At 39.4% G+C, this 22,264-nt stretch carries 19 protein-coding genes and 1 riboswitch; of the genes, 8 read left to right on the top strand and 11 right to left on the bottom strand.

Going from position 1 to position 22,264, the window contains the following annotated elements:
- Positions 1-176: 176 nt before the first annotated feature.
- The 3 genes from MKY65_RS02310 to MKY65_RS02300 form a co-directional block, all read right to left on the bottom strand.
- Positions 177-1,550: a transposase gene (locus MKY65_RS02310; protein ID WP_339181899.1), complete on the bottom strand. Its 1,374-nt coding sequence runs from the start codon at positions 1,548-1,550 to the stop codon at positions 177-179.
- Positions 1,551-1,769: 219 nt separating this feature from the next.
- Complete coding sequence (locus MKY65_RS02305) at positions 1,770-3,152, bottom strand: sodium/glutamate symporter (RefSeq protein WP_339181936.1); 1,383 nt, start codon at positions 3,150-3,152, stop codon at positions 1,770-1,772.
- Positions 3,153-3,177: 25 nt separating this feature from the next.
- Positions 3,178-4,344 carry an NAD(P)-dependent oxidoreductase gene (locus MKY65_RS02300; protein ID WP_339181933.1) on the bottom strand — a complete coding sequence of 389 codons (1,167 nt, stop codon included), beginning with the start codon at positions 4,342-4,344 and terminating at the stop codon, positions 3,178-3,180.
- Between the two features lie 254 nt (positions 4,345-4,598).
- Between MKY65_RS02300 and MKY65_RS02295 the strand changes: the two genes are divergently transcribed.
- The 4 genes from MKY65_RS02295 (at position 4,599) to MKY65_RS02280 (ending at position 8,203) form a co-directional block, all read left to right on the top strand.
- Positions 4,599-5,030, top strand: coding sequence for a MarR family transcriptional regulator (locus MKY65_RS02295; RefSeq protein WP_339181930.1), 432 nt, complete (start codon positions 4,599-4,601; stop codon positions 5,028-5,030).
- Positions 5,031-6,056 (top strand): beta-carotene 15,15'-monooxygenase, encoded by a 1,026-nt coding sequence (locus MKY65_RS02290; protein ID WP_339181927.1) that lies wholly within the window; start codon positions 5,031-5,033, stop codon positions 6,054-6,056. It abuts the gene before it with no gap.
- Positions 6,057-6,306: 250 nt separating this feature from the next.
- Complete coding sequence (locus MKY65_RS02285) at positions 6,307-7,161, top strand: aldo/keto reductase (RefSeq protein ID WP_339181925.1); 855 nt, start codon at positions 6,307-6,309, stop codon at positions 7,159-7,161.
- Positions 7,162-7,519: 358 nt separating this feature from the next.
- Positions 7,520-8,203, top strand: coding sequence for a YjjG family noncanonical pyrimidine nucleotidase (locus tag MKY65_RS02280; protein ID WP_339181922.1), 684 nt, complete (start codon positions 7,520-7,522; stop codon positions 8,201-8,203).
- A 56-nt stretch (positions 8,204-8,259) separates the two neighbouring features.
- Here MKY65_RS02280 and MKY65_RS02275 read toward each other — a convergent pair whose 3' ends face one another.
- From MKY65_RS02275 to ribD, 6 genes are all read right to left on the bottom strand, one after another.
- Positions 8,260-9,198, bottom strand: a complete 939-nt coding sequence (locus tag MKY65_RS02275; RefSeq protein ID WP_339181920.1) for a ring-cleaving dioxygenase — start codon at positions 9,196-9,198, stop codon at positions 8,260-8,262.
- Between the two features lie 60 nt (positions 9,199-9,258).
- Complete coding sequence (locus tag MKY65_RS02270; RefSeq protein ID WP_339181917.1) at positions 9,259-9,696, bottom strand: MarR family transcriptional regulator; 438 nt, start codon at positions 9,694-9,696, stop codon at positions 9,259-9,261.
- Positions 9,697-9,833: 137 nt separating this feature from the next.
- Complete coding sequence (gene ribE, locus MKY65_RS02265; protein WP_339181914.1) at positions 9,834-10,301, bottom strand: 6,7-dimethyl-8-ribityllumazine synthase; 468 nt, start codon at positions 10,299-10,301, stop codon at positions 9,834-9,836.
- A 2-nt stretch (positions 10,302-10,303) separates the two neighbouring features.
- A complete protein-coding gene (ribB, locus tag MKY65_RS02260) occupies positions 10,304-11,500 on the bottom strand; it encodes a 3,4-dihydroxy-2-butanone-4-phosphate synthase (protein ID WP_339181912.1) in 1,197 nt (398 codons plus the stop codon).
- A gap of 13 nt (positions 11,501-11,513) precedes the next feature.
- Positions 11,514-12,140, bottom strand: a complete 627-nt coding sequence (gene ribE, locus MKY65_RS02255; RefSeq protein WP_339181909.1) for a riboflavin synthase — start codon at positions 12,138-12,140, stop codon at positions 11,514-11,516.
- Positions 12,125-13,201 carry a bifunctional diaminohydroxyphosphoribosylaminopyrimidine deaminase/5-amino-6-(5-phosphoribosylamino)uracil reductase RibD gene (gene ribD / locus MKY65_RS02250; RefSeq protein ID WP_339181906.1) on the bottom strand — a complete coding sequence of 359 codons (1,077 nt, stop codon included), beginning with the start codon at positions 13,199-13,201 and terminating at the stop codon, positions 12,125-12,127. Before ribD ends, ribE (MKY65_RS02255) begins: the two co-directional genes overlap by 16 nt.
- 139 nt (positions 13,202-13,340) lie before the next feature.
- Positions 13,341-13,478: riboswitch (FMN riboswitch) on the bottom strand.
- 550 nt (positions 13,479-14,028) lie between these two features.
- Between ribD and MKY65_RS02245 the strand changes: the two genes are divergently transcribed.
- Together MKY65_RS02245 and MKY65_RS02240 are read left to right on the top strand one after the other, a co-directional pair.
- Entirely contained in the window at positions 14,029-15,435 is a 1,407-nt protein-coding gene (locus MKY65_RS02245) for a sodium/glutamate symporter (protein WP_339181904.1), read from the top strand.
- Between the two features lie 498 nt (positions 15,436-15,933).
- Entirely contained in the window at positions 15,934-17,469 is a 1,536-nt protein-coding gene (locus tag MKY65_RS02240; RefSeq protein ID WP_339181901.1) for a BCCT family transporter, read from the top strand.
- A 368-nt stretch (positions 17,470-17,837) separates the two neighbouring features.
- Here the strand turns inward: MKY65_RS02240 and MKY65_RS02235 are convergent, their stop codons facing one another.
- Entirely contained in the window at positions 17,838-19,211 is a 1,374-nt protein-coding gene (locus MKY65_RS02235; RefSeq protein WP_339181899.1) for a transposase, read from the bottom strand.
- A 116-nt stretch (positions 19,212-19,327) separates the two neighbouring features.
- On the opposite strand from MKY65_RS02235, the gene MKY65_RS02230 reads away from it, so the two are divergent.
- A complete protein-coding gene (locus MKY65_RS02230; protein WP_339181897.1) occupies positions 19,328-19,672 on the top strand; it encodes a VOC family protein in 345 nt (114 codons plus the stop codon).
- A 149-nt stretch (positions 19,673-19,821) separates the two neighbouring features.
- On the opposite strand, the gene aroA is transcribed toward MKY65_RS02230, so the two are convergent.
- Complete coding sequence (gene aroA, locus MKY65_RS02225) at positions 19,822-21,177, bottom strand: 3-phosphoshikimate 1-carboxyvinyltransferase (RefSeq protein ID WP_339181895.1); 1,356 nt, start codon at positions 21,175-21,177, stop codon at positions 19,822-19,824.
- A 61-nt stretch (positions 21,178-21,238) separates the two neighbouring features.
- On the opposite strand from aroA, the gene MKY65_RS02220 reads away from it, so the two are divergent.
- On the top strand, positions 21,239-22,159 hold the full coding sequence (locus MKY65_RS02220) for a LysR family transcriptional regulator (RefSeq protein WP_339181892.1): 921 nt from the start codon (positions 21,239-21,241) through the stop codon (positions 22,157-22,159).
- The last annotated feature ends 105 nt before the right edge of the window (positions 22,160-22,264 follow it).

The following is a 22,264-nucleotide window of genomic DNA, read 5'->3' as shown; positions in this document are numbered from 1 at the left end:
AATTACATTATTTCAATTAGCAGCGTGCTGTCTCATAAGAAAAGTTGAGGGCACCATTATGATAAATGTTTATTTAGCAGAATTGCTTTTAAATTTTATTTTCTAACACGAGAATGAATTTCATAATTGCTCTTTTTAAAAATACAAAGACGAACCGAATTTTCGAAAGTGTATTTTTAAAAACAAAAATTATGCGCTTGTTGTTGCTGAATAAGCTCTGCTTGGATGCGATCAGCAGCTAATTTGGAAGCATTATAAATCAAAGCGACCATGTCAAAATGAACTTTTGCACGCTTTCCAGTGCGATAACGAACATTGTTTAGCTGATAGAACTCTTTCAGATAAGCATTAACACGTTCTACTGCTGTCCGTTGTTTGAAAATATTTTTCCAAGCTTTTGATCCTCGTGCTGGTGCGGTATACCTTCTTAAATCGGTAGTTATCTTGATTTTATACACTTTTTGACAGATACCTTCATTCGCAAGGGGACAGTCGCTGCATTCCTTTGGTCTGGTATATTTCAATGTTTCGTATTTCGGATCAAAGCTGTCATATTTATAGGAATGTTCTCGCAAACAGGTTGGGGCAAAATCCTTATCAAACCCGATCATTTCGCCTTCATTGCGCTTATTATAGGCAATGACAGACTGTTGACACATGCGATGAATCTGTTCATAAATCGGTTCAAAATCATAACCCGCATCCAATGTCTGGTAAGAAGCAGACGTAAGCGGAAGTCGTTGATCCATTCCCTTCAATAGGGCAATAGCGGCTTTCCCATCATTTAAGCTGCCAGATGAAAACAAAGATTGCAGAATATATTGGCTGGATGCACCAACTGCGAGGTGGGCTTTATAGCCAAACCAGTATTCATTTTTACCATCTGCATTCTTTTTCACACCCCATTTGGGGGCTATTGGCACTTCTGCACGCAAGATGTCTAACGGAACGTCTAACTGTGCTTCGATTTTCTTTTCATACAATGGCAGGTTTGCTTCCTTTTCCGCTTGGTCTTTAAGGTACTGTTCGCGTTCTTCTTTGGATTTGCGTCCGCGCTTTTTTGGCGTAGTTTCTGATTTTTCTTCTTTTTTGGCAGGTGCCTTATCTCGTGCTTCAAAATGGGTTGCATCAATGGCAATGACTTCATCGACAATAAACCCTTCGGTGACGGCTGCCAGCGTTACGCTTTCGAAGGATTTTTCTAAAATATCTGATTCACTCAATTTCGTTACCAAGCGGGAATAAGCAGCTTCTGATGGTGTAGAATCGGAAACAAGAAATCCGCAGTTCATTTTAAAGATAAAGTCATCATTTAGACGCTTGATTAAGTCTTTGATGGTTGGGATACGCTCGATGTAGCGAATAAAAAAGGAAATAATCATCCCTGCATAATTTAGCTCAACAGGCGCTCCAAGCCGGGATTTCTTATTAATCGCATGATAAATACGATCCAGATCAATCGCTGAAATAATCGCTTCATATTTTTGGGTAGGTTCCATGTCATATAATTCTTGGATGCCAAATAGACTCGGTTGTCGTATAATGGTCATAAGAAGTACTCCTCCAGTCTTTTTATGGTTTTCTGGGTAACTACCATTATACAAGATTTGGGGAGGTACTTCTTTTTTTATGTTTCAAAAAGCTTGGGACACAAGGGCTTTGAATTATGAAATTCACTCACGAAATAAAATTTAAAAGCAATTAAAGAAGAAGACCGGAATCTTTCACGAAGCCAGTCTTCTTCTCTTATCACTCTATCTCAGAACACATCATTCCTCCCTATCCAAAGGAACAGGAGGCCTTTCTCCCAGCGGAATCTTCCAATACCACCATTTAAATATCCTCGCAATAACAAAACAGGCTATCGAAATAGCTAAATAAATTCCGACAAACGCCCAATGCTGTCCGGTCATCAGCATAATCGGCCCCGCTGACCACGCAAATAGCTCTAAAGGCGTGTTTAACGGTCCAACAATTGCAGTATCTGTTAATGTTTTAGACTTATTATTTGGGTCAATAACTCGTAACAGCGTGAGCCCAATAGCAAAGACGCCGGTGGAATAGCCATATACAAAGATAGAGCGCTCAAACCAGCTTTCGTAGTTCATACCAGGTCCGATTACGACAAGGGTTAATACAACGACAACCAGCCCTGAAAGCATTAGTAACGTCAACGGCAGCCAGTACTCCCTTACCACTGGCAGCTGAATCGATGCCACGCCAAAAAATACAAGATAATCCGTTGCAGAGCTTCCGATTCTATCTACTACCTTACTATCTACATACTTATAAATACCTTTTTTACCTCTTCCCAAAACAAGATACATCAATAACGCAATAATAAATGCAATCGTAAATGTCGGAAATTCTAAATTCCAGGTCTCTGCAATATAGTTATTTAATAAGTATCCTAATCCGGCAGGAACTACCAATAACGCGACATGAAAAGCTAATGGGTCAAGCGCGATAGGCGATACGGTATCCTTCCCCATCGATGTTCGATTTTCAGGCTTTACTAATCCTGTTTTTAAATCCTCCGAAATTTCCGAGAAATCCTTCACATATTGCGTATAGCCTTTTCGTGTTGCCCATTTGATAAAAATGAGCCCGCCCAAAATACCAATAAGCATCCCGCCGGTGGCCGCTGTCATGCCTAAATCCGTTGCATTTTCCCAGCCTAGGTTCTCAAAGGTTGTTCCTATCGCTGCAGCTGTTCCATGACCTCCATAGAACCCGGCTGCTAATAGTAATCCAAACCCATAATTGATCTCTGGAATAAATTTTGAAATAACGATAATGGCAAAAACAATCGGGATAACGATTTGCAGGGCAATCCCCAAAATCTTATAAATAGCATAGGCGCCCATCCGGTTAAGATCCTTTTTCATATTGCCCGGTGAAAAGGAAAAACCATTAATCCCTACTGCCGCAAATACTAATATCGTAATAACACCCGCGTAAGAACCAATATGTTCAGAAAGCGGCAAAATATTTAAAAAACTGGGTCCCAATGCCAGACCCAGAAATCCCGCCAGCAAGCTCGCAGGAATAAAGCTTCTTTGAATAAATTTCAATTTTGCGCGCAGAAACATTCCTAATAAAATAAGAATACTTGCACACGCAAAATCTACTAATAATGTGTTTATCGTCATCTAGTTTCCCCTTTTCTTGGTTGCTTTAAATCTCTAGAAAGTTGGTTGATCTTGTCCGTGTTGCCGGCGGTGCAAAGTCTATTTCTTCCTCCTGCAGCTGGAGTACATCTTCCGGACGTGCCCAAGGCCGATTTTGAATAGCACTTGTTTCTTCATGTGTTAAATAGCCTTTATAGGCTGTTAAGCTTCTTCTCAAAAAGCCGTCACGAATGCAGGCCTCCTTCACACCATGGTTTAAAATGGAACGAATATGCGGAAGCACGGATGCTGCATAGGCAACTGAGGTAGAATTCGCAATCGCTCCCGGAATATTACTTACACAATAATGCACCACGCCATTTTCAACATACATCGGATCTTCATGTGTTGTTTCGCGGAAGGATTCAATGGCACCATCTTCATCATTACTAATATCTACAATAACAGAACCCTTTTCCATTAAGTGAAGCATCTCCCGGTCAATTAAATAATCTTTATTTTCTTTTGGCCACTTCACACAGTTAATCACCATATCAATTTCTGGGAGCAGTTTTTTAATATTCTGCTTCGTGGATAGTTGCGTATTTACCTTTTCGTTATATGTCTTGCCGATATCTCTAAGTACCCCGTAATTCACATCCATCACTGTACACCAGGCGCCTAAAGATTGCAGAACCTGCAGGGAAGACCTTCCAACCAGCCCGCCTCCCAGGATAAGTACCTTCATGCCGGGAGCGCCAGCTAGACCGCTGACAAATTTTCCTTTTCCGCCATTGATTGTCAGCATCGCATTTAACCCCATCAACGCCCCTTGCTTTCCAGCTGCTTCACAATTGACGGAGCCAAAACGATGTGAATCCTCTGCAGTAAACGCAACACTTTTGCTGTCAAGAATAGCCTGCACTTGCTCCGGATGTGCCGCCGGATGGATACATGTATAAACAATCTGATTTTCTCTTAATAATCCATATTCGCTTTCTTCAATCTCTTTCACCTTGGCAAGAAAATCACAGCGCTTGTACATTTCTTCTATTGTATCTACCATCTCTGCACCTTCTTGCTCATACTGTTCATTCGTAAAGCCGGCTGACAAACCTGCATCCTTTTGAACTAAAACGGTATGCCCATCTTCTTTAATGGCAGCTGCCTCAACAGGAGTTAACACCACACGGTATTCTCCTATTTTATTATCCTTTAACACACCAAAAATCATTTCTATTCCTCCAATATCTTTGTAAAGCATTTTTAACATATAAACTAATACGATTAATATTTCACACTTTAAATACTTAACAAAGTATAAATTATATTACATGAAATTTCAAAATTATTTTCATTATACACAAAACCTCATATGAGAAACATTAGCGTCAGCTTTTACTAAAATAGAAATATTTTTATGATATACTTTTTATTTAAATTGCTTTATAGTTAAGCTAGCTTAATTATAAAGCGAGGTGTTTTATAGTGGACTCCAAAATAGATCTTATTCAAAAAATCAATGCTTTACAAAATCAGCTGAATATTCAACTCGCCAGCAGATATGAGCATGAACTCGATAACCAGCTTACTGCAAAACAAGTGTTACTATTAGAACTGATTCAGAATGGAGTTGCTTCCCCCAAAGACTTATCTCAGCATTTGAACACTTCCATGAGTGCCATTAGCCAGCTGCTGAATAAATTGGAGTCGAAGGAATATATCACTCGTCATATTAATAAAGAGAACCGTCGTGAAATCATTTTAAATTTGGCACCGAAGGCAGAGTTATATTTTGATAAACTGCAAGAGCTTAACGATGACATCAATTATCATGTTTATGGGCAGCTTCCTTTAGAGGATTTGCAACATTTAGATCGAATACTAAACCATTTAAATACAATTGTAGAAGAGGTGTAGATGATGAATGTGATGCAAAAAGGAAAGTATCTTTGGCTGCTGATGCTCAGCCTCATTTTAGCCAGTAATTATATGCTGTATCAAACAGCCGTCGGAGTTGAAGTTTTACCCCCGGAAGCTAATCCGGTTGTTTTAGGCTCGTTAATTGATTTGGTTATTATTGGGCCACTATTTTTCATGCTGTATAGAAAGAAATTCTCTATCAAGACAGCTGTTTTATTCGCAGCAGCAGGCTGTATAATAGCAAGACTTCTTATTCCCTCTCACTTGTTAGGCCCTTATGCAACAATTACTTGGGTCGGGATAGGTGCAGAAGCAGCGTTGGTGCTTTTTGAGCTTTTATTTGTTATCGCTTTTTTCCGATACCTTCCTGACATTATACAAAAAGTGAAAACAAGCGCATTGCCTGTTATTTTTTCTTTTCCAAAAGCAGTGGACCATTATGTAAAGAATAACCCGATTATCCATGTGATTTGCTCGGAGTTTTTGGTTTTTTACTATGCTTTTTTCACCTGGAAAAAGACACCGCCAAACGGCATAACACTCCATAAAAAATCAAACTTTATCGCCTTTCAGATTATGATGATTCATGCAATTATCGTGGAAACGTTCGCTATTCACTGGTGGCTTCACGACAAGTCTATTGTTATTTCTATAATTTTATTGATTCTTAATATCTATTCGGTGATTTTTTTGATAGCGAGTATTCAATCCATCCGCCTGAATCCTATATATACAGATGAAAAGGCTCTCTATGTATCATTCGGAATATTAAAACGGGTCAAAATTGATTTTCAGGATATTGAGTGCATAGTAGAGGATTCTGTTGTTTTAAAAAGTAAATTAGGAAAGGATACCATTGATTTTATCGCAAAGGATTTTGAGCAGGTTTATCCAGATATGATTTTAAAAATGAAAAAGCCAGTTAAAGCAACTTTATTTATGGGGATTCAAAAGGAATATTCCAAGGTCGCCATTAAGTCAGATGATCCGGAAAAACTGAAGGCTGTTATTTTTGCTAAATGACAATAGTGATTGATTACGAAAATCTTCTCATTCCATCAATCTGTACCGAATTAGTGTAGGATTTTTTTAAATTGGGTATAGTAATTATGGACATCTTAGCAAGAGATGTAAACATGAAATACGGGTAATGTGACCTGGGTTTGATGATTGACCGGAAGCTCGGTTTGCTGAAGGTCGCTTGTTGTTTTCATAATGACAGACATCTATCATTCTCAGCTTGCATTACAAAGATTGTAAAGGAGATGAGATTGTGACTGTTAATCATAACGGTTTTATTCTAAATGATGGCTCCGTACTTCCCTTCGTAGGACTAGGCACGATTGGTATTGACGGGGATCAGGGTACATTTGAAATTTTAAACGCCTTGAACCTGGGATACCGTTTAATCGATACTTCAACAAACTATAACAATGAAGGTATTGTCGGGGAAGCTGTGCGTCGATCTGCACTCCCAAGAGAAGAAATCTTAATCAGCGCAAAATTGCCCGGCTCGCACCATGAATACGATAAGGCATTTATCTTTATTCAGGAATCTTTACGCCGCATGGGACTAGAATATTTTGACAAGTATTTAATTCATTGGCCGAACCCTAAAGACGGCAAATATGTAGAAGCTTGGAAGGCTTTAGTGGATGCTCAAAAACAAGGATTAATCAGAACCATCGGTGTTTCCAACTTTGAACCCGAACATCTGGATAACATTATCGAAGAAACAGGTGTGACGCCTGCTACAAACCAGGTAGAGCGTCATCCGTATTTTCATAATAACCGGATGGTTGAAGAAAATGAAAAACGGGGCATTCTTACGGAAGCTTGGAGTCCTTTTGGACGCGGTTATCTGAATGACGTGCTCGAAAATGCCACAATAAAAGAAATTGCAGATAAATACGGTAAAACTCCGGCACAAATTATTGTGAATTGGAACTATCAGGCTGGCGTTTTTACTATTCCAAAATCAAGCAATCCAAGGCATCAAAAAGATAATATCAATAGCAACGACTTTGAATTATCCTCTGAGGATATGAGAACAATTGATTCATTGGATAAAGGGGAAGACGGCCGTGTAGAAGGACAGGATCCCAACGAATATCACGAATATGTATAAACGGCCATCTTTGTTGGCATTACGCCCTTTTAAATAAAGGGACATTTCCTTTAGCGGGCGTTTTTTGACGCATAAACATTTCGATGGAGACAGTAATCGTCCCATCGAAATGCGTTGTCTCAGACGTCTTGGTGACCTGTGTTCTGCAGGGACAATCCAAACAGAGCCATTACTATTACTGCGATAAAATCAGTGAAAAAGCTTTTAAAAAAAACCGTGCTTCCTTTTAACATGTAGGAGGCACGGCTGTTTTTGTTTCTTTTTAATTTCCGCTCCTTTTCTCACCAGACTCTGTAACTTTTCTCCATGATTGCTATAATGAAGAGGTAAGATGTTCAAAAGGGAGAGGAACAAAGCAATGAAATACGATGTAATATTTTTTGATATGGATGATACCTTGTTTGACTTTGGCAAATCGGAGAAAGGGGCTTTACAAAAAACATTTGAAGCCTTTGGATTGCCGAATGGTCTTGTAGACTACCGGAGCAGCTACCGGGAAATCAGCAAGGTACTCTGGGGTGAATTGGAGCAGGGAAAGCTGTCGATAACTAAATTAGGATCCGAACGATTTAGAAGATTATTTGAAAAGCATGGCCTTTCTATGGATGGAGCAGCATTTAACCATGCTTATCTTGAAAATTTAAGCAAAGAAATATACCTGGTGGATGGTGCTGACGTCTTATTTGATTCGCTTCCTGAACAGCGTTCCGCGATTATCACGAATGGGTTTAAGCATGTGCAATTACCTAAGATTGAAAATTCACCGCTTCAGAACACGTTTGAAGCGGTAATTATTTCAGAGGAAACGGGTTTTCAAAAACCGGATTATCGCATATTTGATTATGCTTTTTCCAAGCTTGGCCTCACCGATAAAGCAAGCGCATTAATGGTTGGAGATTCCTTAACCTCTGATATGCAGGGCGGAATAAACTATGGAATTGACACATGCTGGTTTAATCCTGACCATAAGGAAAACACCACAGGAATGGAGCCTACATATGAAATCAATCATTTAACAAAGCTTATTCCGATTGCCAAATGATGAATAGGCAAATAAGGAAGGTTCCGTATGAAACCTTCCTTATTTGCCGTTTTTTACTATTCAATCGGAGCTAGATTTGCTTCAATTTCAGCACGCTTTTCTTCTAAGAATGGCGGTAAATCAAGTTTTTCTCCCAAATGCTCCACATCCCCATCAACAGTGAATCCTGGGCCATCTGTCGCGATTTCAAACAAAATACCATTGGATTCGCGGAAATATAAGCTTTTAAAGTAGAAGCGGTCCACGATGCCGGATGATCGGAATCCGCGTTCCTTGACTTGTTCTTCCCAATATTGAAGCTCTTCATCGTTTTTTACACGAATCGCTACATGATGAACGCTGCCGCGACCTGGTCTTTCCGTGGGACCGTCTAAATATTTCACAACGATTTCTCCAAAAACCTGGCCCGGAACAGATTGAAAAATAGCTTCCCGCTCGCTGCGGCTGACCTCTGTATAACCAAACATATCCGTCAATGTGGACGCCAGCTTATCCAGTCTTCTTACGGTTATCTCCACGGATCCCATACCTTGGATTTGGTGTTCAGCAGGAACATCTGACTTTTCCCAGGTTTCCCAGTGGTCTGCTTTTTCTCCATTTGCAACAAGCAATACCATCTGCAGTCCTTCCGGGTCTTCGAATTTCATTGCAGTTCGATTAGCATAGGTTGCTATCCCGCCGTGTAAAACATTGTACGTATCAAAGCGTTCTTCCCAATAACTCAGACTCTCTTCCGATGGAACTAAGAGACCAATTCGAGTAATAGCATTCGTCCCCCGATGTGTGTTGCCAACCATCGGGATTTCGAAAAAGGTTAACTCCGTGCCTGGGCTGCCTGTTTTATCTCCATAAAATAAGTGATACATAGAAGGGTCATCTTGGTTCACTGTCATTTTCACACGGCGTAAACCTAATACATCCCGATAAAAACGATTATTTTCATTTGCATTTTTTGTAACCATCGAAATGTGATGGTGTCCTGGAATGGTATACATAAATTATCTCTCCCTTATCAGTTTACTAGTCAAGTTATAGCTAAAAAAATAATAGACATATTATTTTTTTAATTTGCTTTCTGTATGCTTCTGCAGCTTCGACATAAGCATATATAGTGTTCGCTGTTCTTCTTCTGTTAAACAGTCATCAACCACAGATGTTTGAAAAGCCAGCTGATGTTCAAAAACTTCCTCTATCTTGGTTTCTCCCTTTGACGTCAAACTTATCCATTTTGTTTTCCAATCCTGCTTACGCTGGATATATCCATCCTGCTCCAGCCGGGCAAGCATACGTGAAATGCCTCCCTCTGATACGGTCACTCGGGCAGCAAGCTCACTTTGCGTAAGAGGTTGATAAGACCAGACCTGGTTTAATACATCAAATTGGGCAACGGTAATATCAAATTGCTTTAGAAAGTCATTGGACAGCTGATTGCTCTGATGCATGAAGCGGGCAATCCGCAGCCAAATCAAGGAACCAAGGGTGTTCTTTTTCATTCGCCTCATATCCTTTCTATATCTTCATTTTACTACTCAAGTGATAGAAATGCAATAAAAATATATTTAATTAAATATATTTTTGCCATAATAAAAGAAGGCTATCCTCGATATGGATAACCTTCCTTTCATGTATATCAAGCATGAATCTGTTTATTCAACGAAACCATTTCTAATAAACCTAACGCAGCTTCTCCACCCTTATTCCCTGCTTTTGTACCTGCTCTCTCCAATGCCTGCTCAATCGTTTCCGTAGTCAGCACACCAAACATCACAGGAATTTCTGCATTCAAGCCGATTTGCGCGATGCCTTTGGCTGCTTCATTACTGACAAGCTCATAATGTGTGGTTGCGCCACGAATAACTGCTCCAAGAGTTATAATCCCATCATACTTTTTTGTCTTTTCCACCTGCTTTGTCACATACGGAAGTTCAAAAGCTCCCGGCACCCAGAAAATATCGATATCTTCTTCGCTTACCCCATGCCTTTTCAAAATATCCTTGGCACCTTCCAATAATTTAGATGTAATCAACTCATTAAACCTGGAAACCGTGATGGCTACTTTCAATTGCTCTCCTTGGAACATTCCTTCATATACAGTCATAATCATTCTCCTTCTACAGATAATAGGTGATGAAATTTATCTTTTTTTATTTTTAAATAGTGTTTATTTTCATGATAAACAGTTGTTTCTAATGGCACCCTTTGAGCCACCTCAATACCGTATTGCTGTAATTCACTTACTTTATCCGGATTATTCGTCAGCAAACGGATTTTTGATATTCCTTCCTTTTTCAACAGCCATGCGGCGATATCATAATGGCGCTCATCCGGAAGGAATCCGAGAGAAACATTCGCTTCATAGGTATCTGCTCCCTGCTCCTGTAATTCATACGTCTTTAATTTATTGAGCAGTCCAATTCCTCTTCCTTCCTGCCTTAGATATAGAATGGCGCCACACCCTGCATCGGCAATCATTTGCATGGCTCTCTCCAGCTGTTCACCGCAATCACAGCGATGGGAACCGAAAATATCTCCAGTCAAGCATTCGGAATGTACCCTGACTAAGACAGGCTCTTCATTATCCTTGATTTCTCCCATCGATAATACGAGCTGATCTTTTCCTTCTTTGTCCTGATAGAGGGACAAATCAAAATCTCCATGTTTGGTCGGCAGCTTCACTTTGGCATTTGCGTGGATACTGGAATAAGCCAAATAATCTGCAAGCTCTTCGATGGTAACCAGCGGCATATTCCATTCTTCCGCAAGCTTTCTTAAATCCTGCAGTCGAGCCATCTCCCCGTCATCCTTTAAAATCTCGCAAATATAGGCTGCTTCGCTATCTCCTGCCAGTTTTGCCAAATCGATTGCTGCCTCTGTATGTCCCCTGCGTTCCAGTACTCCGCCATCCTTCGCGATTAACGGGAAAATATGGCCTGGTCTGTTAAAATCATCCGCCTGGCTATTTCTATTTGCCAATTCCTGAATCGTCTTTGCCCGTTCAAATGCAGAAATCCCTGTGGTTGTTTCTTTATGATCCACGCTGATAGTGAATGCTGTTTGATACTCATCTGTATTTTCGCTGGTCATTTCCCATAAATTTAAATTCTTGGCAATTTGTTCGGAAACCGGAGCGCAAATCAATCCCCGGGCGTGTTTTGTCATAAAGTTGATTGTTTCAGCAGTTGCTTTACTTGAAAGACCAACTAAATCACCTTCCGCTTCCCGATCCTCATCATCCGCTACAATAATCAGCTGTCCTTGTTTCAATGCAGTAATAGCAGCTTCGATATGATTTATCATCCTTATTCCCCCTCTATTCTCCAGCGTATTTACTTAACATTTGATTCTTTTCTGTGCCTATCATGGCTTTGATATATTTTCCGAGTATGTCCGTCTCTACATTCACGAATTCTCCTTGTTTTAACTGTCCCAGATTGGTGTGATTCATCGAATAAGGAATGAGTGAAATACTAAATGATCCAGGTGTGACAGCTGACACGGTCAAGCTTGTCCCATTAACCGCAACCGACCCTTGGGCCACGATTTCTCCTTGTATTTGCGGTGGATAATAAAATGTGAGAATGACGGAATTCTCCTTTTTTACTTTTTTAATTAATCGCGTGGTAGTATCTGCATGACCTGAAACAATATGTCCCTCTAAGCGTCCGTTCGCTGGCATCGCACGTTCCAGATTCACCGCTGCATGTACACGCACATCAGATAATGTTGTTTTATGAAATGTTTCCGGCATAATATCTACTGTAAAATCTGAATCGTTCACTTCGATGGCAGTCAGACAGACCCCATTGATTGCCATACTGTCTCCAACTTGATAATCCTGCAGAAGTTCGCTGGACGCTGTGCATGTCAACTCAATATGCCGGCTTGCTTTTTTGATTTTCTTGACTGTCCCTATTTCCTGAATCAATCCTGTAAACATCCTTCTTCTCCCCTCCTGCTTACGATTCGTATATCATCACCAACAGTTTCCACACTTTGTAAAGCTAAAGGCGTCACTGACGAAACCTTTCTATCACTGTAAAAAGCGGATACTCCATTGCCGCCAATCAGCTTAGGCGAGATATACGTAATCACTTCTTCAAACTTATTTTCTGCCAGGAATGCATCATGAATTTCGCTTCCGCCTTCCACATAAACCGATTGAATCCCCTCATTCTGCAAGTAATTAACTACTTTTGAAATGTTCCAGTGCTGATCGGGTATCAATCGGACATGATCGGGTATATTTGCGATGGAATTGTTTTTTGTAAATACCCAGACTGGAACAGATTTTTTATAAATTTGGTACTTTTCAAAATCCAGTGTTTGTCCTCTCCGGTCTAAAATGATACGAACCGGGGGAAAATCAGTGATTATATTTGGTAAAAGCTTGGGGTCATCCGCTAAAATGGTTCGGCTTCCTGCCAAAATGGCCTGATAATATTGCCGCTCTTCACGTACTTTTTTATAAGTTTCCTCTCCTGTAAGATACGTCCGCTGAAACGAATCGACAGAGAGCTTTCCATCCAGACTGACAGCTTGTTTTAATACAATATAAGGCTGCTGTCTCCTGTGAAAATAATTGTAGTGCTTGTTTAACGCTTCCGCCTTTTCCTGCAATATACCGGAAATGACTTGTATCCCTTGTGATTCTAAATAAGCCTTTCCTTTGCCTGCTACCACAGGATTAGGGTCAAGCTGCGCAATCACAACCTTGGAAATACCGCTGTCTATAATCGTTTGGGTACAAGGGGGCTGTTTTCCAGTATGATTGCAGGGCTCCAGCGTCACATATATCGTTGCATCGATTATCTCTTCGGGGAATTCACATTGGTCGACAGCCATTTTTTCTGCATGCTTGTCACCGTATTTCGAATGATAGCCAGTCGCTAAAATGACACCGTCTTTCACGATTACTGCACCGACTAATGGATTGGTATATGTCTTTCCTCTTCCTAAACCCGCAAGCTCTATTGCTTGATCCATGTACCGTTCATCCATGTGCTTCCTCCTTTCCGAAACGTAAAAAAGCCCCGTAAAAAAAATCACGGGGCGTCCTTAAATAAACTATGTCCAATACACCTGAACAGTTTTATGTACGCAAAAAAGAGTACACTACACCCATTCATGTGCTGACTTACGTTTTCTTCTCCCATCCAGACTATTACTGTCGGCTCTAGAATCTCACTAGATCCACCGCTAAACGCGGGTCACGGACTTCAAACTCTATAGGTTTGTCACCGCCGGTCGGGAATTACACCCTGCCCCGAAGAATAATATTAAATTTTGTTATTACCTTAAATGCTCTAACATAGCTTGCTATATGGTTTTTCACTTAATCAATTAAATTTCCAATATCCTGTTATGTCCTCAAAAACCTACCAAGAATCTTAATTCAAATTCTGACATGTTAAAAATGATAATATCAGTTAAAAGTGTAAAATGCAAGACATTATTTTTATCACGAGTTAACGTTAATTGAAAACAAAGACGATTCTTTATTATTATTTATTTCACTCTTTAAATCCTGATTCACCACCTATAATAAGTCCCCACATCGGTTATTATCCCCCATATAATCCCTATCCCACCTAAGAACACGGCACACCAAAAGTAAAATTAAAAAAAGCAATATTCACGAGATAAAGCAGTCATTTCAAGTTCTATTCCAGAGCAATCAAACGATATACTTATGCAACATTGACGTACGTTAAAGAGTGCATGACATGTTTTTCATAGTATTATGACGGGTATAGTGAAGTTCAATATTTTTTTATTTCATTTCAACTTGGAAACCCTCTTAAATTTTTATGAAAAGGAGTTTATCTATGTCCTTACAAATTGTCGGTTTTGCTGTTATTATACTTGCCGCTCTGCTCGTAATCGGGAAGCTTATCCGATTGAAAATCCCCATCCTTCAAAAACTCTTCTTACCTACGTCTTTGATAGGTGGTTTCTTAGCTCTCTTATTGGGACCAGAAGTATTAGGCCGGCTAACTACAGATGGTTTTCTTGATGCTGGCTTCTTTACTGAAGATATAGTAGAAGTTTGGGCGGGTTTACCTGAGCTATTGATTAATATTGTTTTTGCATGTTTATTTATTGGATTTATCTTACCAAAACCTAAAAAGATGTGGAGGGTTGGCGGACCGCAAATAGCCTTAGGCTACACAATATCCTGGGCTCAATACGTAGCAGGTATATTACTAACGCTCACCGTATTAACCCCCTTTTTTGGACTTAGTCCTGCAGCAGGAGCACTGATTGAAATTAGCTTTGTTGGCGGCCATGGAACGGCTGCAGGGTTACAAAGTACATTTGAAGAACTCGGATTCTCTGAAGGTTATGACCTAGCTATTGGTTTAGCAACGGTAGGAATACTGTCCGGCGTAGTAATTGGTATGATTATGGTGAATTGGGCTGCACGAAAAGGGAAATCGCAGACGTTACGTCATCCCGATGAAATTTCTTTTGAACAACGAACAGGAATTATAAATAAAGAACACCGTGAATCAGCAGGTACGAAGACTACCTCCCCGCTATCGATTGAACCATTTGCATTTCATTTAGGTCTAATTGGTATTTCTATATTCATTGGGTATGTGCTATTAGAAGCGTTTGTTTGGTTAGAAGCTGTAACGTATGGAAGTGCGCTGGATATTTATTTATTTGAATATGTTCCTTTGTTTCCATTTGCAATGATTGGCGGGATCATTGTCCAAATCCTTCTATCCCGCTTTGATTATCATGAATTAGTTGATCGGGACACGATTAACACAATACAAGGAGTAGCACTGGATTTTCTAATCATTAGTGCCATGGCTTCACTAAACTTGCAAGTAATTGGAGCTAATATCATTCCATTTATTTTACTTTCCATTGTCGGTATAGCTATTAATATCTTCCTCTTCCTATATCTCGGACCTAAGATGATTCCGAGTTACTGGTTTGAACGAGGAATTGGAGATTTTGGTCAAAGTACCGGAGTTGCAGCGACAGGAATAATGCTTATGCGTATCGTGGATCCAGAGAATAAATCGCCTGCACTCAATGCGTTTGGTTATAAACAAATATTATTTGAACCAATGGTTGGCGGCGGCCTTGTAACTGCTGCTTCCGTACCATTTATCATCCAATTTGGAGCAATTCCTGTATTAATAACAGTGATTTTATTAACCATTGCATTTTGGTTATTAGGTACACTATACTTTGGAAAAATGAAAGAATTCGATTAGCATATGAGCAACAGCATGAGTATTATTTCGTGTTGTTGCTTTTTAACTGAATCTGGGACTTCTTTTAATAATTCATCAATAGACGTTAGGTTGCTAGTCCGTAGTCATTGTACTTGAAATACCAGCTCCTGCAATTATTTCACCAGTTGCAATAACTTTTATCATTGACTTGTTTTTAATGTTATCTCTTCTACATCTTCTTTAACCAATAATTATTTTCCAAAAAAAGAGAGAATTTCAAATAAGGATGTATGATTGACAATCTGATAAAAGTGATTTAGGGTATAGAACGGTGGAATTATACTTCCGTTGTTGAAGTATGATTCCACTTTTATGTTTCTGCGTTTCTGTTACCTATTTCATGATAATAAAACAACATGTCGGGGCTTTTTCGCATTTCCCCTCGTAAAAAATTTTTATATACTCATTAAATAGAAATTGGGATTCGGAGGAAGAATAAACGTATAGAATAATTAAAAAAACGGAGGAAACAAAGGAATGCAAGATTCAAATAAAAAGAAGTCTTCTATAGATTTACCAACATTCCTTATAAGTGGCGGTGCACTCATCCTATTTGTTGTAGCTGCACTTATTAACGCTGACCTTGTCGCTAATATGGTTGATACTTTATTCGGCTGGTCCGCTACTTATTTTGGAGTAATTTATCAACTGACCGTATTAGTCACATTCTTTATTGCGTTAGGCTTAGCATTTTCTAAATACGGAAAAATTCGTTTAGGTAAGATGGAAAAACCAGAAATGAGTACATTTAAATGGATTTGTATCATTATGTGTACGTTATTAGCTGGAGGAGGTATATTCTGGGCTGCTGCAGAGCCTTTATCCCACTTTATAGACGTGCCTCCCCGTTTCTCTGGAATTGAAAATGGGACTGTCGAAGCGATTGTACCAGCTTTAGCATCCAGTTTCGTTGACTGGGGATTTCTGTCATGGGCAATTTTAGGAACACTGGGTACGATCGTATTAATGTATGCTCATTATCATAAGGGCATGCCATTGAAGCCAAGATCTTTACTGTATCCAATTTTGGGCGAAAAAGTCATGCAAAAAAGTGTATTAGGAACACTTGTTGATTCCTTTTCTATTCTTGCTGTTGCTGCTGGAACGATTGGACCGATTGGTTTCTTAGGCTTGCAGACAGGTTATGGATTAAATGCATTAACTGGTTTGCCAAATACCTTAGTTATTCAAATTATCATTATTATCGTCATCGTTGTTGGTGCAGCTATTTCTGCTGTAACAGGGATTCATCGAGGCATTCAGCTGTTGACCAGCTTTAATGTTCTCTTGGCACTTGGATTAATCATTGGAATCTTATTACTTGGACAAGGCTTCTTTATCTTTAATAATTATTTCGAGGCTTTTGGCCTTTATGTAAATGATTTTATTTCATTCAGTACTTTCCGGGGAGATGAAGATTGGCTTAGCTTATGGACCGTATTTTTCTTTGCTTGGTTTATTGGCTATGGTCCGATTATGGCGCTATTTACAGCACGTATCTCACGTGGACGCACCATACGCGAACTTATCGTCGCCGTTGCTGTTATTGCTCCAATCATTACAACATTTTGGTTTACTGTTGTCGGCGGGACAGGAATTTTCTATGAACTAAATTCTCCTGGCTCGATATCAACTGCATTAGATGAGGCTGGCCCTCCTGCTGCCATGATAGCTATTACAGAACAGTTGCCGTTTCCTATGATCTTCGGTGCTTTGTTCTTGCTGGCCACTGTTATTTTCGTATTAACAACGGCAGACTCTATGGCCTTGTCCATTTCCATGACGATTACCGGTGAAGGAAATCCTCCTAGCTGGTTAAGAGCGTTTTATGCATTGGTCATGGGACTTGTTGCTATTGTATTAGTGACGATTGGCGAGGGCAGTGTCGATGCTCTGCAATCCTTTATTGTGGTAACCGCCGTACCTGTTGTATTCCTGCTGATTACGACATTCTGGACAGCTCCAAAAGCAGCGAAAGATTTGTATAATAATCATAAGAAAGAAACGTTATAAAATATGGTGTGCGCATCCTTTCTACTAGTAGAAAGGATGCTTTTTATCTTGCTGAAAAAGCATTATAACTATTTCCTCGCAAAAACTTTATACCCATCGTCCAGCATATGTTTCTAAATCCAATTATTATAACATAATATTAGGAATATTATGTTATAATAATTCTAAACAAATCAGCAAGTTAAATAAACCTGTTCATGATTCATACTAGGTCTCCCTCCCATCTTGAAAAAATATATTTTAAGGAGAGTTTCCAATGCCTCACCCTATTTTAAATAAAACAAATACAATTTTTATCCATGTGAATGAATTTCATAATTGCTCTTTTTAAAAATACAAAGACGAACCGAATTTTCGAAAGTGTATTTTTAAAAACAAAAATTATGCGCTTGTTGTTGCTGAATAAGCTCTGCTTGGATGCGATCAGCAGCTAATTTGGAAGCATTATAAATCAAAGCGACCATGTCAAAATGAACTTTTGCACGCTTTCCAGTGCGATAACGAACATTGTTTAGCTGATAGAACTCTTTCAGATAAGCATTAACACGTTCTACTGCTGTCCGTTGTTTGAAAATATTTTTCCAAGCTTTTGATCCTCGTGCTGGTGCGGTATACCTTCTTAAATCGGTAGTTATCTTGATTTTATACACTTTTTGACAGATACCTTCATTCGCAAGGGGACAGTCGCTGCATTCCTTTGGTCTGGTATATTTCAATGTTTCGTATTTCGGATCAAAGCTGTCATATTTATAGGAATGTTCTCGCAAACAGGTTGGGGCAAAATCCTTATCAAACCCGATCATTTCGCCTTCATTGCGCTTATTATAGGCAATGACAGACTGTTGACACATGCGATGAATCTGTTCATAAATCGGTTCAAAATCATAACCCGCATCCAATGTCTGGTAAGAAGCAGACGTAAGCGGAAGTCGTTGATCCATTCCCTTCAATAGGGCAATAGCGGCTTTCCCATCATTTAAGCTGCCAGATGAAAACAAAGATTGCAGAATATATTGGCTGGATGCACCAACTGCGAGGTGGGCTTTATAGCCAAACCAGTATTCATTTTTACCATCTGCATTCTTTTTCACACCCCATTTGGGGGCTATTGGCACTTCTGCACGCAAGATGTCTAACGGAACGTCTAACTGTGCTTCGATTTTCTTTTCATACAATGGCAGGTTTGCTTCCTTTTCCGCTTGGTCTTTAAGGTACTGTTCGCGTTCTTCTTTGGATTTGCGTCCGCGCTTTTTTGGCGTAGTTTCTGATTTTTCTTCTTTTTTGGCAGGTGCCTTATCTCGTGCTTCAAAATGGGTTGCATCAATGGCAATGACTTCATCGACAATAAACCCTTCGGTGACGGCTGCCAGCGTTACGCTTTCGAAGGATTTTTCTAAAATATCTGATTCACTCAATTTCGTTACCAAGCGGGAATAAGCAGCTTCTGATGGTGTAGAATCGGAAACAAGAAATCCGCAGTTCATTTTAAAGATAAAGTCATCATTTAGACGCTTGATTAAGTCTTTGATGGTTGGGATACGCTCGATGTAGCGAATAAAAAAGGAAATAATCATCCCTGCATAATTTAGCTCAACAGGCGCTCCAAGCCGGGATTTCTTATTAATCGCATGATAAATACGATCCAGATCAATCGCTGAAATAATCGCTTCATATTTTTGGGTAGGTTCCATGTCATATAATTCTTGGATGCCAAATAGACTCGGTTGTCGTATAATGGTCATAAGAAGTACTCCTCCAGTCTTTTTATGGTTTTCTGGGTAACTACCATTATACAAGATTTGGGGAGGTACTTCTTTTTTTATGTTTCAAAAAGCTTGGGACACAAGGGCTTTGAATTATGAAATTCACTCATGTCAGTAATTTAGAAAAATCCGTCATTTGGTATAGCAAATTATTAAATCAACCAATCGATGTCTCATACGTGTCACCACCAGTATATAACTTAGAGATGAATCAGAATACTGGTATCACACTTGATGCAGGACCATCTGGCACAACAAAAGAAATTACACCACACCCGGGTCCTTTATTTAATTTTCATACAGATGATATCCATCAAGCTTATGAATATATCGAAAAATTGAAGTATGAGATAGTATCGGAAATCATAAAATTTAATGATTTTGCCTATTTCAATATTAGTGATCCTGACGGAAATGTGATTATGATTTGTAACGGATAAGTACCAGTTCATTTAAATCGCAAAGCATGCGCTAAAACATAACGGCTCCTCTTTCGCTCGTGAACGATAATCGTTACTTTTTAATTTATGCATATTTATTGAAGTAAGCCGTAAAAAGACAAGTAATTTCAACGCTGATTTTTTTACAATTATTCAGTTCCTTGCTTTGTTATTCTCAAACCTAGCTCCTCCAACCACGCAAAATATTGAGGAAATGTTTTGGAAACACAGCCCGGATCATTTAGTTGTATTCCTTCTGTTCTTGAGCCAATCAATGCTAATGCCATCGCAACTCGATGATCATCATATGTGTTTAAAAAGGCTGATTTCGGGGTGCCAGGATATACTTTTAACCCATCACTAAATTCTTCTACTTTAATACCCAGCTGAGTTAACGCTTTACAAATAACACGTATCCGATCAGATTCATGATGGCGGATATGCGCAATCTCCTTTATTGTCACTGGCCCATCCGCAAATAGAGCGATTGCTGCTAATGTTAATGCCTGATCAGACATCTCCTTCATAGAGATAACGAAATCACCTTTTAATTGGGCAGCACCTTCTAATTCAATAAATGTAGTACCCCTTGTAACTTTACAGCCCATTTGCTCAAAAACTTCCAGCATCTGAATATCCGGCTGTTTGGTTTTCTCTGTCAAACCATTTATCCGTATCCTTCCGTTTGTCACCGCCGCCAGCGCCAAAAAGTAGCAGGCCGCAGAGGCATCTGGCTCCAGTTGGATATCTTTTGCTTTGTATCCTTGAGGATTTATAACGATTTGCTGGAGCGCATGATCATCTTGCACATTTGCACCAAACTCCTTCATTAAATCCAGGGTTAAATAGACATAGGCATGCTGCACAATTTCGTCCTTGATGGTTACTGTCGTGGTTTCATTGAAATACGGCGCCGCAATTAATACCCCGCTGATAAACTGACTGGATATCGCTCCTGAAAGGCTGACTTCTCCACCTTTCATTTCGGTTCCTTTCATCCGCAATGGATAATAATCTTTCGCAGCTAAATAATCGATTTCAGCACCAAGCTCTTTTAAAGCGTCAATAAGCGGGGCAACCGGTCTTTTACGCATACTTTGACTCGCCTCCAGCTCCCACTCTCCTTCACGACACGCCGCCAATGCCCCCGGCAGAAATCTTGCAATGGTTCCAGCTGAACCTATATATAAATCAGCAGAACTCCACCCTCCTCCGTTTCCATCGACATACGCTGTATTACCCTGAAGCTTGATATTTACTCCTAATTTTTTTAAGGCCTCGATACACCAATAGGAATCATCACTTTTTAAGATGCCGCTTATTTGAGATTTCCCGTCTACTAAAGCACTCATGATAAGCGCTCTGTTCGTCAGACTTTTACTTCCTGGAATAGTAATCGCAGCCTCTATTCTTTGCTTCCCAGGCGAAACCGTTATCCTTTTAATTCCCCGCAAAGACGTCCAGGGGCTTCTTGCTTTGCTGTCAAACATATGATTTTCCTCCATTTTTATCTCCCCTTCTAACCGTTGCTGTTTGTTCTTCATTATAATTTGGATTATGATATAAATGAAATTGTTATTTTTAATAAGAGCTATAGGTGGTGTCTATATCATAAATACAGACTTATATCGTATGTTTTACATAACAGCTATCGAAAAGAACTTTAGTAAATCAGCACACCGTCTTTTTATTACGCAGCCAAGTGTGAGTCATTCCATTAAACAGCTGGAGAACGAACTGGGTATGCAGCTATTCACCAGAACATCAAAGGGGGTTCTGCTGACAAAGGAAGGGGACGTGTTATTTGATTATCTCAAACAAGCGTTTGATTTAATTCATCATGCAGAACAAAAAATGACAGAAATGAAAAATCTACAAAGCGGGTCTGTTACCGTTGGAGGGAGTGATTCCACATGCAAGCATTATCTTCTTCCCTATATACAAACCTTTCAAGAGTTCTACCCTGACATCCAAATCAGGTTACAGCATGGCTCGACACCACAGATTTTAGAAAAACTGGAAAATGGACTGATTGATATCGGCATTGTTCACCTGCCAGTCCATCAAAATAATATTTCTATAACAGAGTTTTTAAGTATTCACAGCACATTTGTTGCAGGGAAGAAGTTTCAGCACTTATCGAAAGAAAAGCTTTCTCTGTCAGCAATCCAAGAATATCCGCTTATTTCTTTTTCTGAAGCAAGCAGCTCCAGGAAATTTCTAAATCAGCTTTTTCTTAAACGAGAACTGGATGTACAGCCTGATATAGAAGTTGGCAGCGTGGAATTATTAATCGAATGTGCAAAAATTGGTATGGGTATTGCGTTTGTTACGAAAGAGCTTGTATTAAAAGAGCTGGCCAATAAGGAATTATTTGAAGTGAGCATCGATGAAGTTATTGAAAAAAGACAGATTGGATTGGCCACGAAGAAAGATGCTTGCTTGTCTTTGGCAGCTGACACATTTTTAAATCATTTGTTAAGATAACAGATAAAAGCATACGTGCAATTAAAAATGATGAAATTGAACACGTGCTTTTATCTGCTTAAACAGAATAATTATACATTTCCTTCCTGCATGATGAAACGAATT

Origin of the sequence: Oceanobacillus sp. FSL W7-1293, from assembly GCF_037969815.1 — a bacterium.
Taxonomy (GTDB): domain Bacteria; phylum Bacillota; class Bacilli; order Bacillales; family Amphibacillaceae; genus Oceanobacillus; species Oceanobacillus oncorhynchi.
The sequence above is the reverse complement of the archived record's forward strand: the minus strand, read 5'-3'. Positions and strand labels throughout refer to the sequence as shown.

Coding starts and splice junctions, on each gene's coding strand:
- MKY65_RS02310 (WP_339181899.1), bottom strand. CDS start 1,550: ATGACCATTATACGACAACCGAGTCTATTTGGCATCCAAGAATTATAT.
- MKY65_RS02305 (WP_339181936.1), bottom strand. CDS start 3,152: ATGACGATAAACACATTATTAGTAGATTTTGCGTGTGCAAGTATTCTT.
- MKY65_RS02300 (WP_339181933.1), bottom strand. CDS start 4,344: ATGATTTTTGGTGTGTTAAAGGATAATAAAATAGGAGAATACCGTGTG.
- MKY65_RS02290 (WP_339181927.1), top strand. CDS start 5,031: ATGATGAATGTGATGCAAAAAGGAAAGTATCTTTGGCTGCTGATGCTC.
- MKY65_RS02280 (WP_339181922.1), top strand. CDS start 7,520: ATGAAATACGATGTAATATTTTTTGATATGGATGATACCTTGTTTGAC.
- MKY65_RS02275 (WP_339181920.1), bottom strand. CDS start 9,198: ATGTATACCATTCCAGGACACCATCACATTTCGATGGTTACAAAAAAT.
- MKY65_RS02270 (WP_339181917.1), bottom strand. CDS start 9,696: ATGAAAAAGAACACCCTTGGTTCCTTGATTTGGCTGCGGATTGCCCGC.
- ribE (WP_339181914.1), bottom strand. CDS start 10,301: ATGACTGTATATGAAGGAATGTTCCAAGGAGAGCAATTGAAAGTAGCC.
- ribB (WP_339181912.1), bottom strand. CDS start 11,500: ATGATAAATCATATCGAAGCTGCTATTACTGCATTGAAACAAGGACAG.
- ribE (WP_339181909.1), bottom strand. CDS start 12,140: ATGTTTACAGGATTGATTCAGGAAATAGGGACAGTCAAGAAAATCAAA.
- ribD (WP_339181906.1), bottom strand. CDS start 13,201: ATGGATGAACGGTACATGGATCAAGCAATAGAGCTTGCGGGTTTAGGA.
- MKY65_RS02245 (WP_339181904.1), top strand. CDS start 14,029: ATGTCCTTACAAATTGTCGGTTTTGCTGTTATTATACTTGCCGCTCTG.
- MKY65_RS02240 (WP_339181901.1), top strand. CDS start 15,934: ATGCAAGATTCAAATAAAAAGAAGTCTTCTATAGATTTACCAACATTC.
- MKY65_RS02235 (WP_339181899.1), bottom strand. CDS start 19,211: ATGACCATTATACGACAACCGAGTCTATTTGGCATCCAAGAATTATAT.
- MKY65_RS02230 (WP_339181897.1), top strand. CDS start 19,328: ATGAAATTCACTCATGTCAGTAATTTAGAAAAATCCGTCATTTGGTAT.
- aroA (WP_339181895.1), bottom strand. CDS start 21,177: ATGGAGGAAAATCATATGTTTGACAGCAAAGCAAGAAGCCCCTGGACG.
- MKY65_RS02220 (WP_339181892.1), top strand. CDS start 21,239: ATGAAATTGTTATTTTTAATAAGAGCTATAGGTGGTGTCTATATCATA.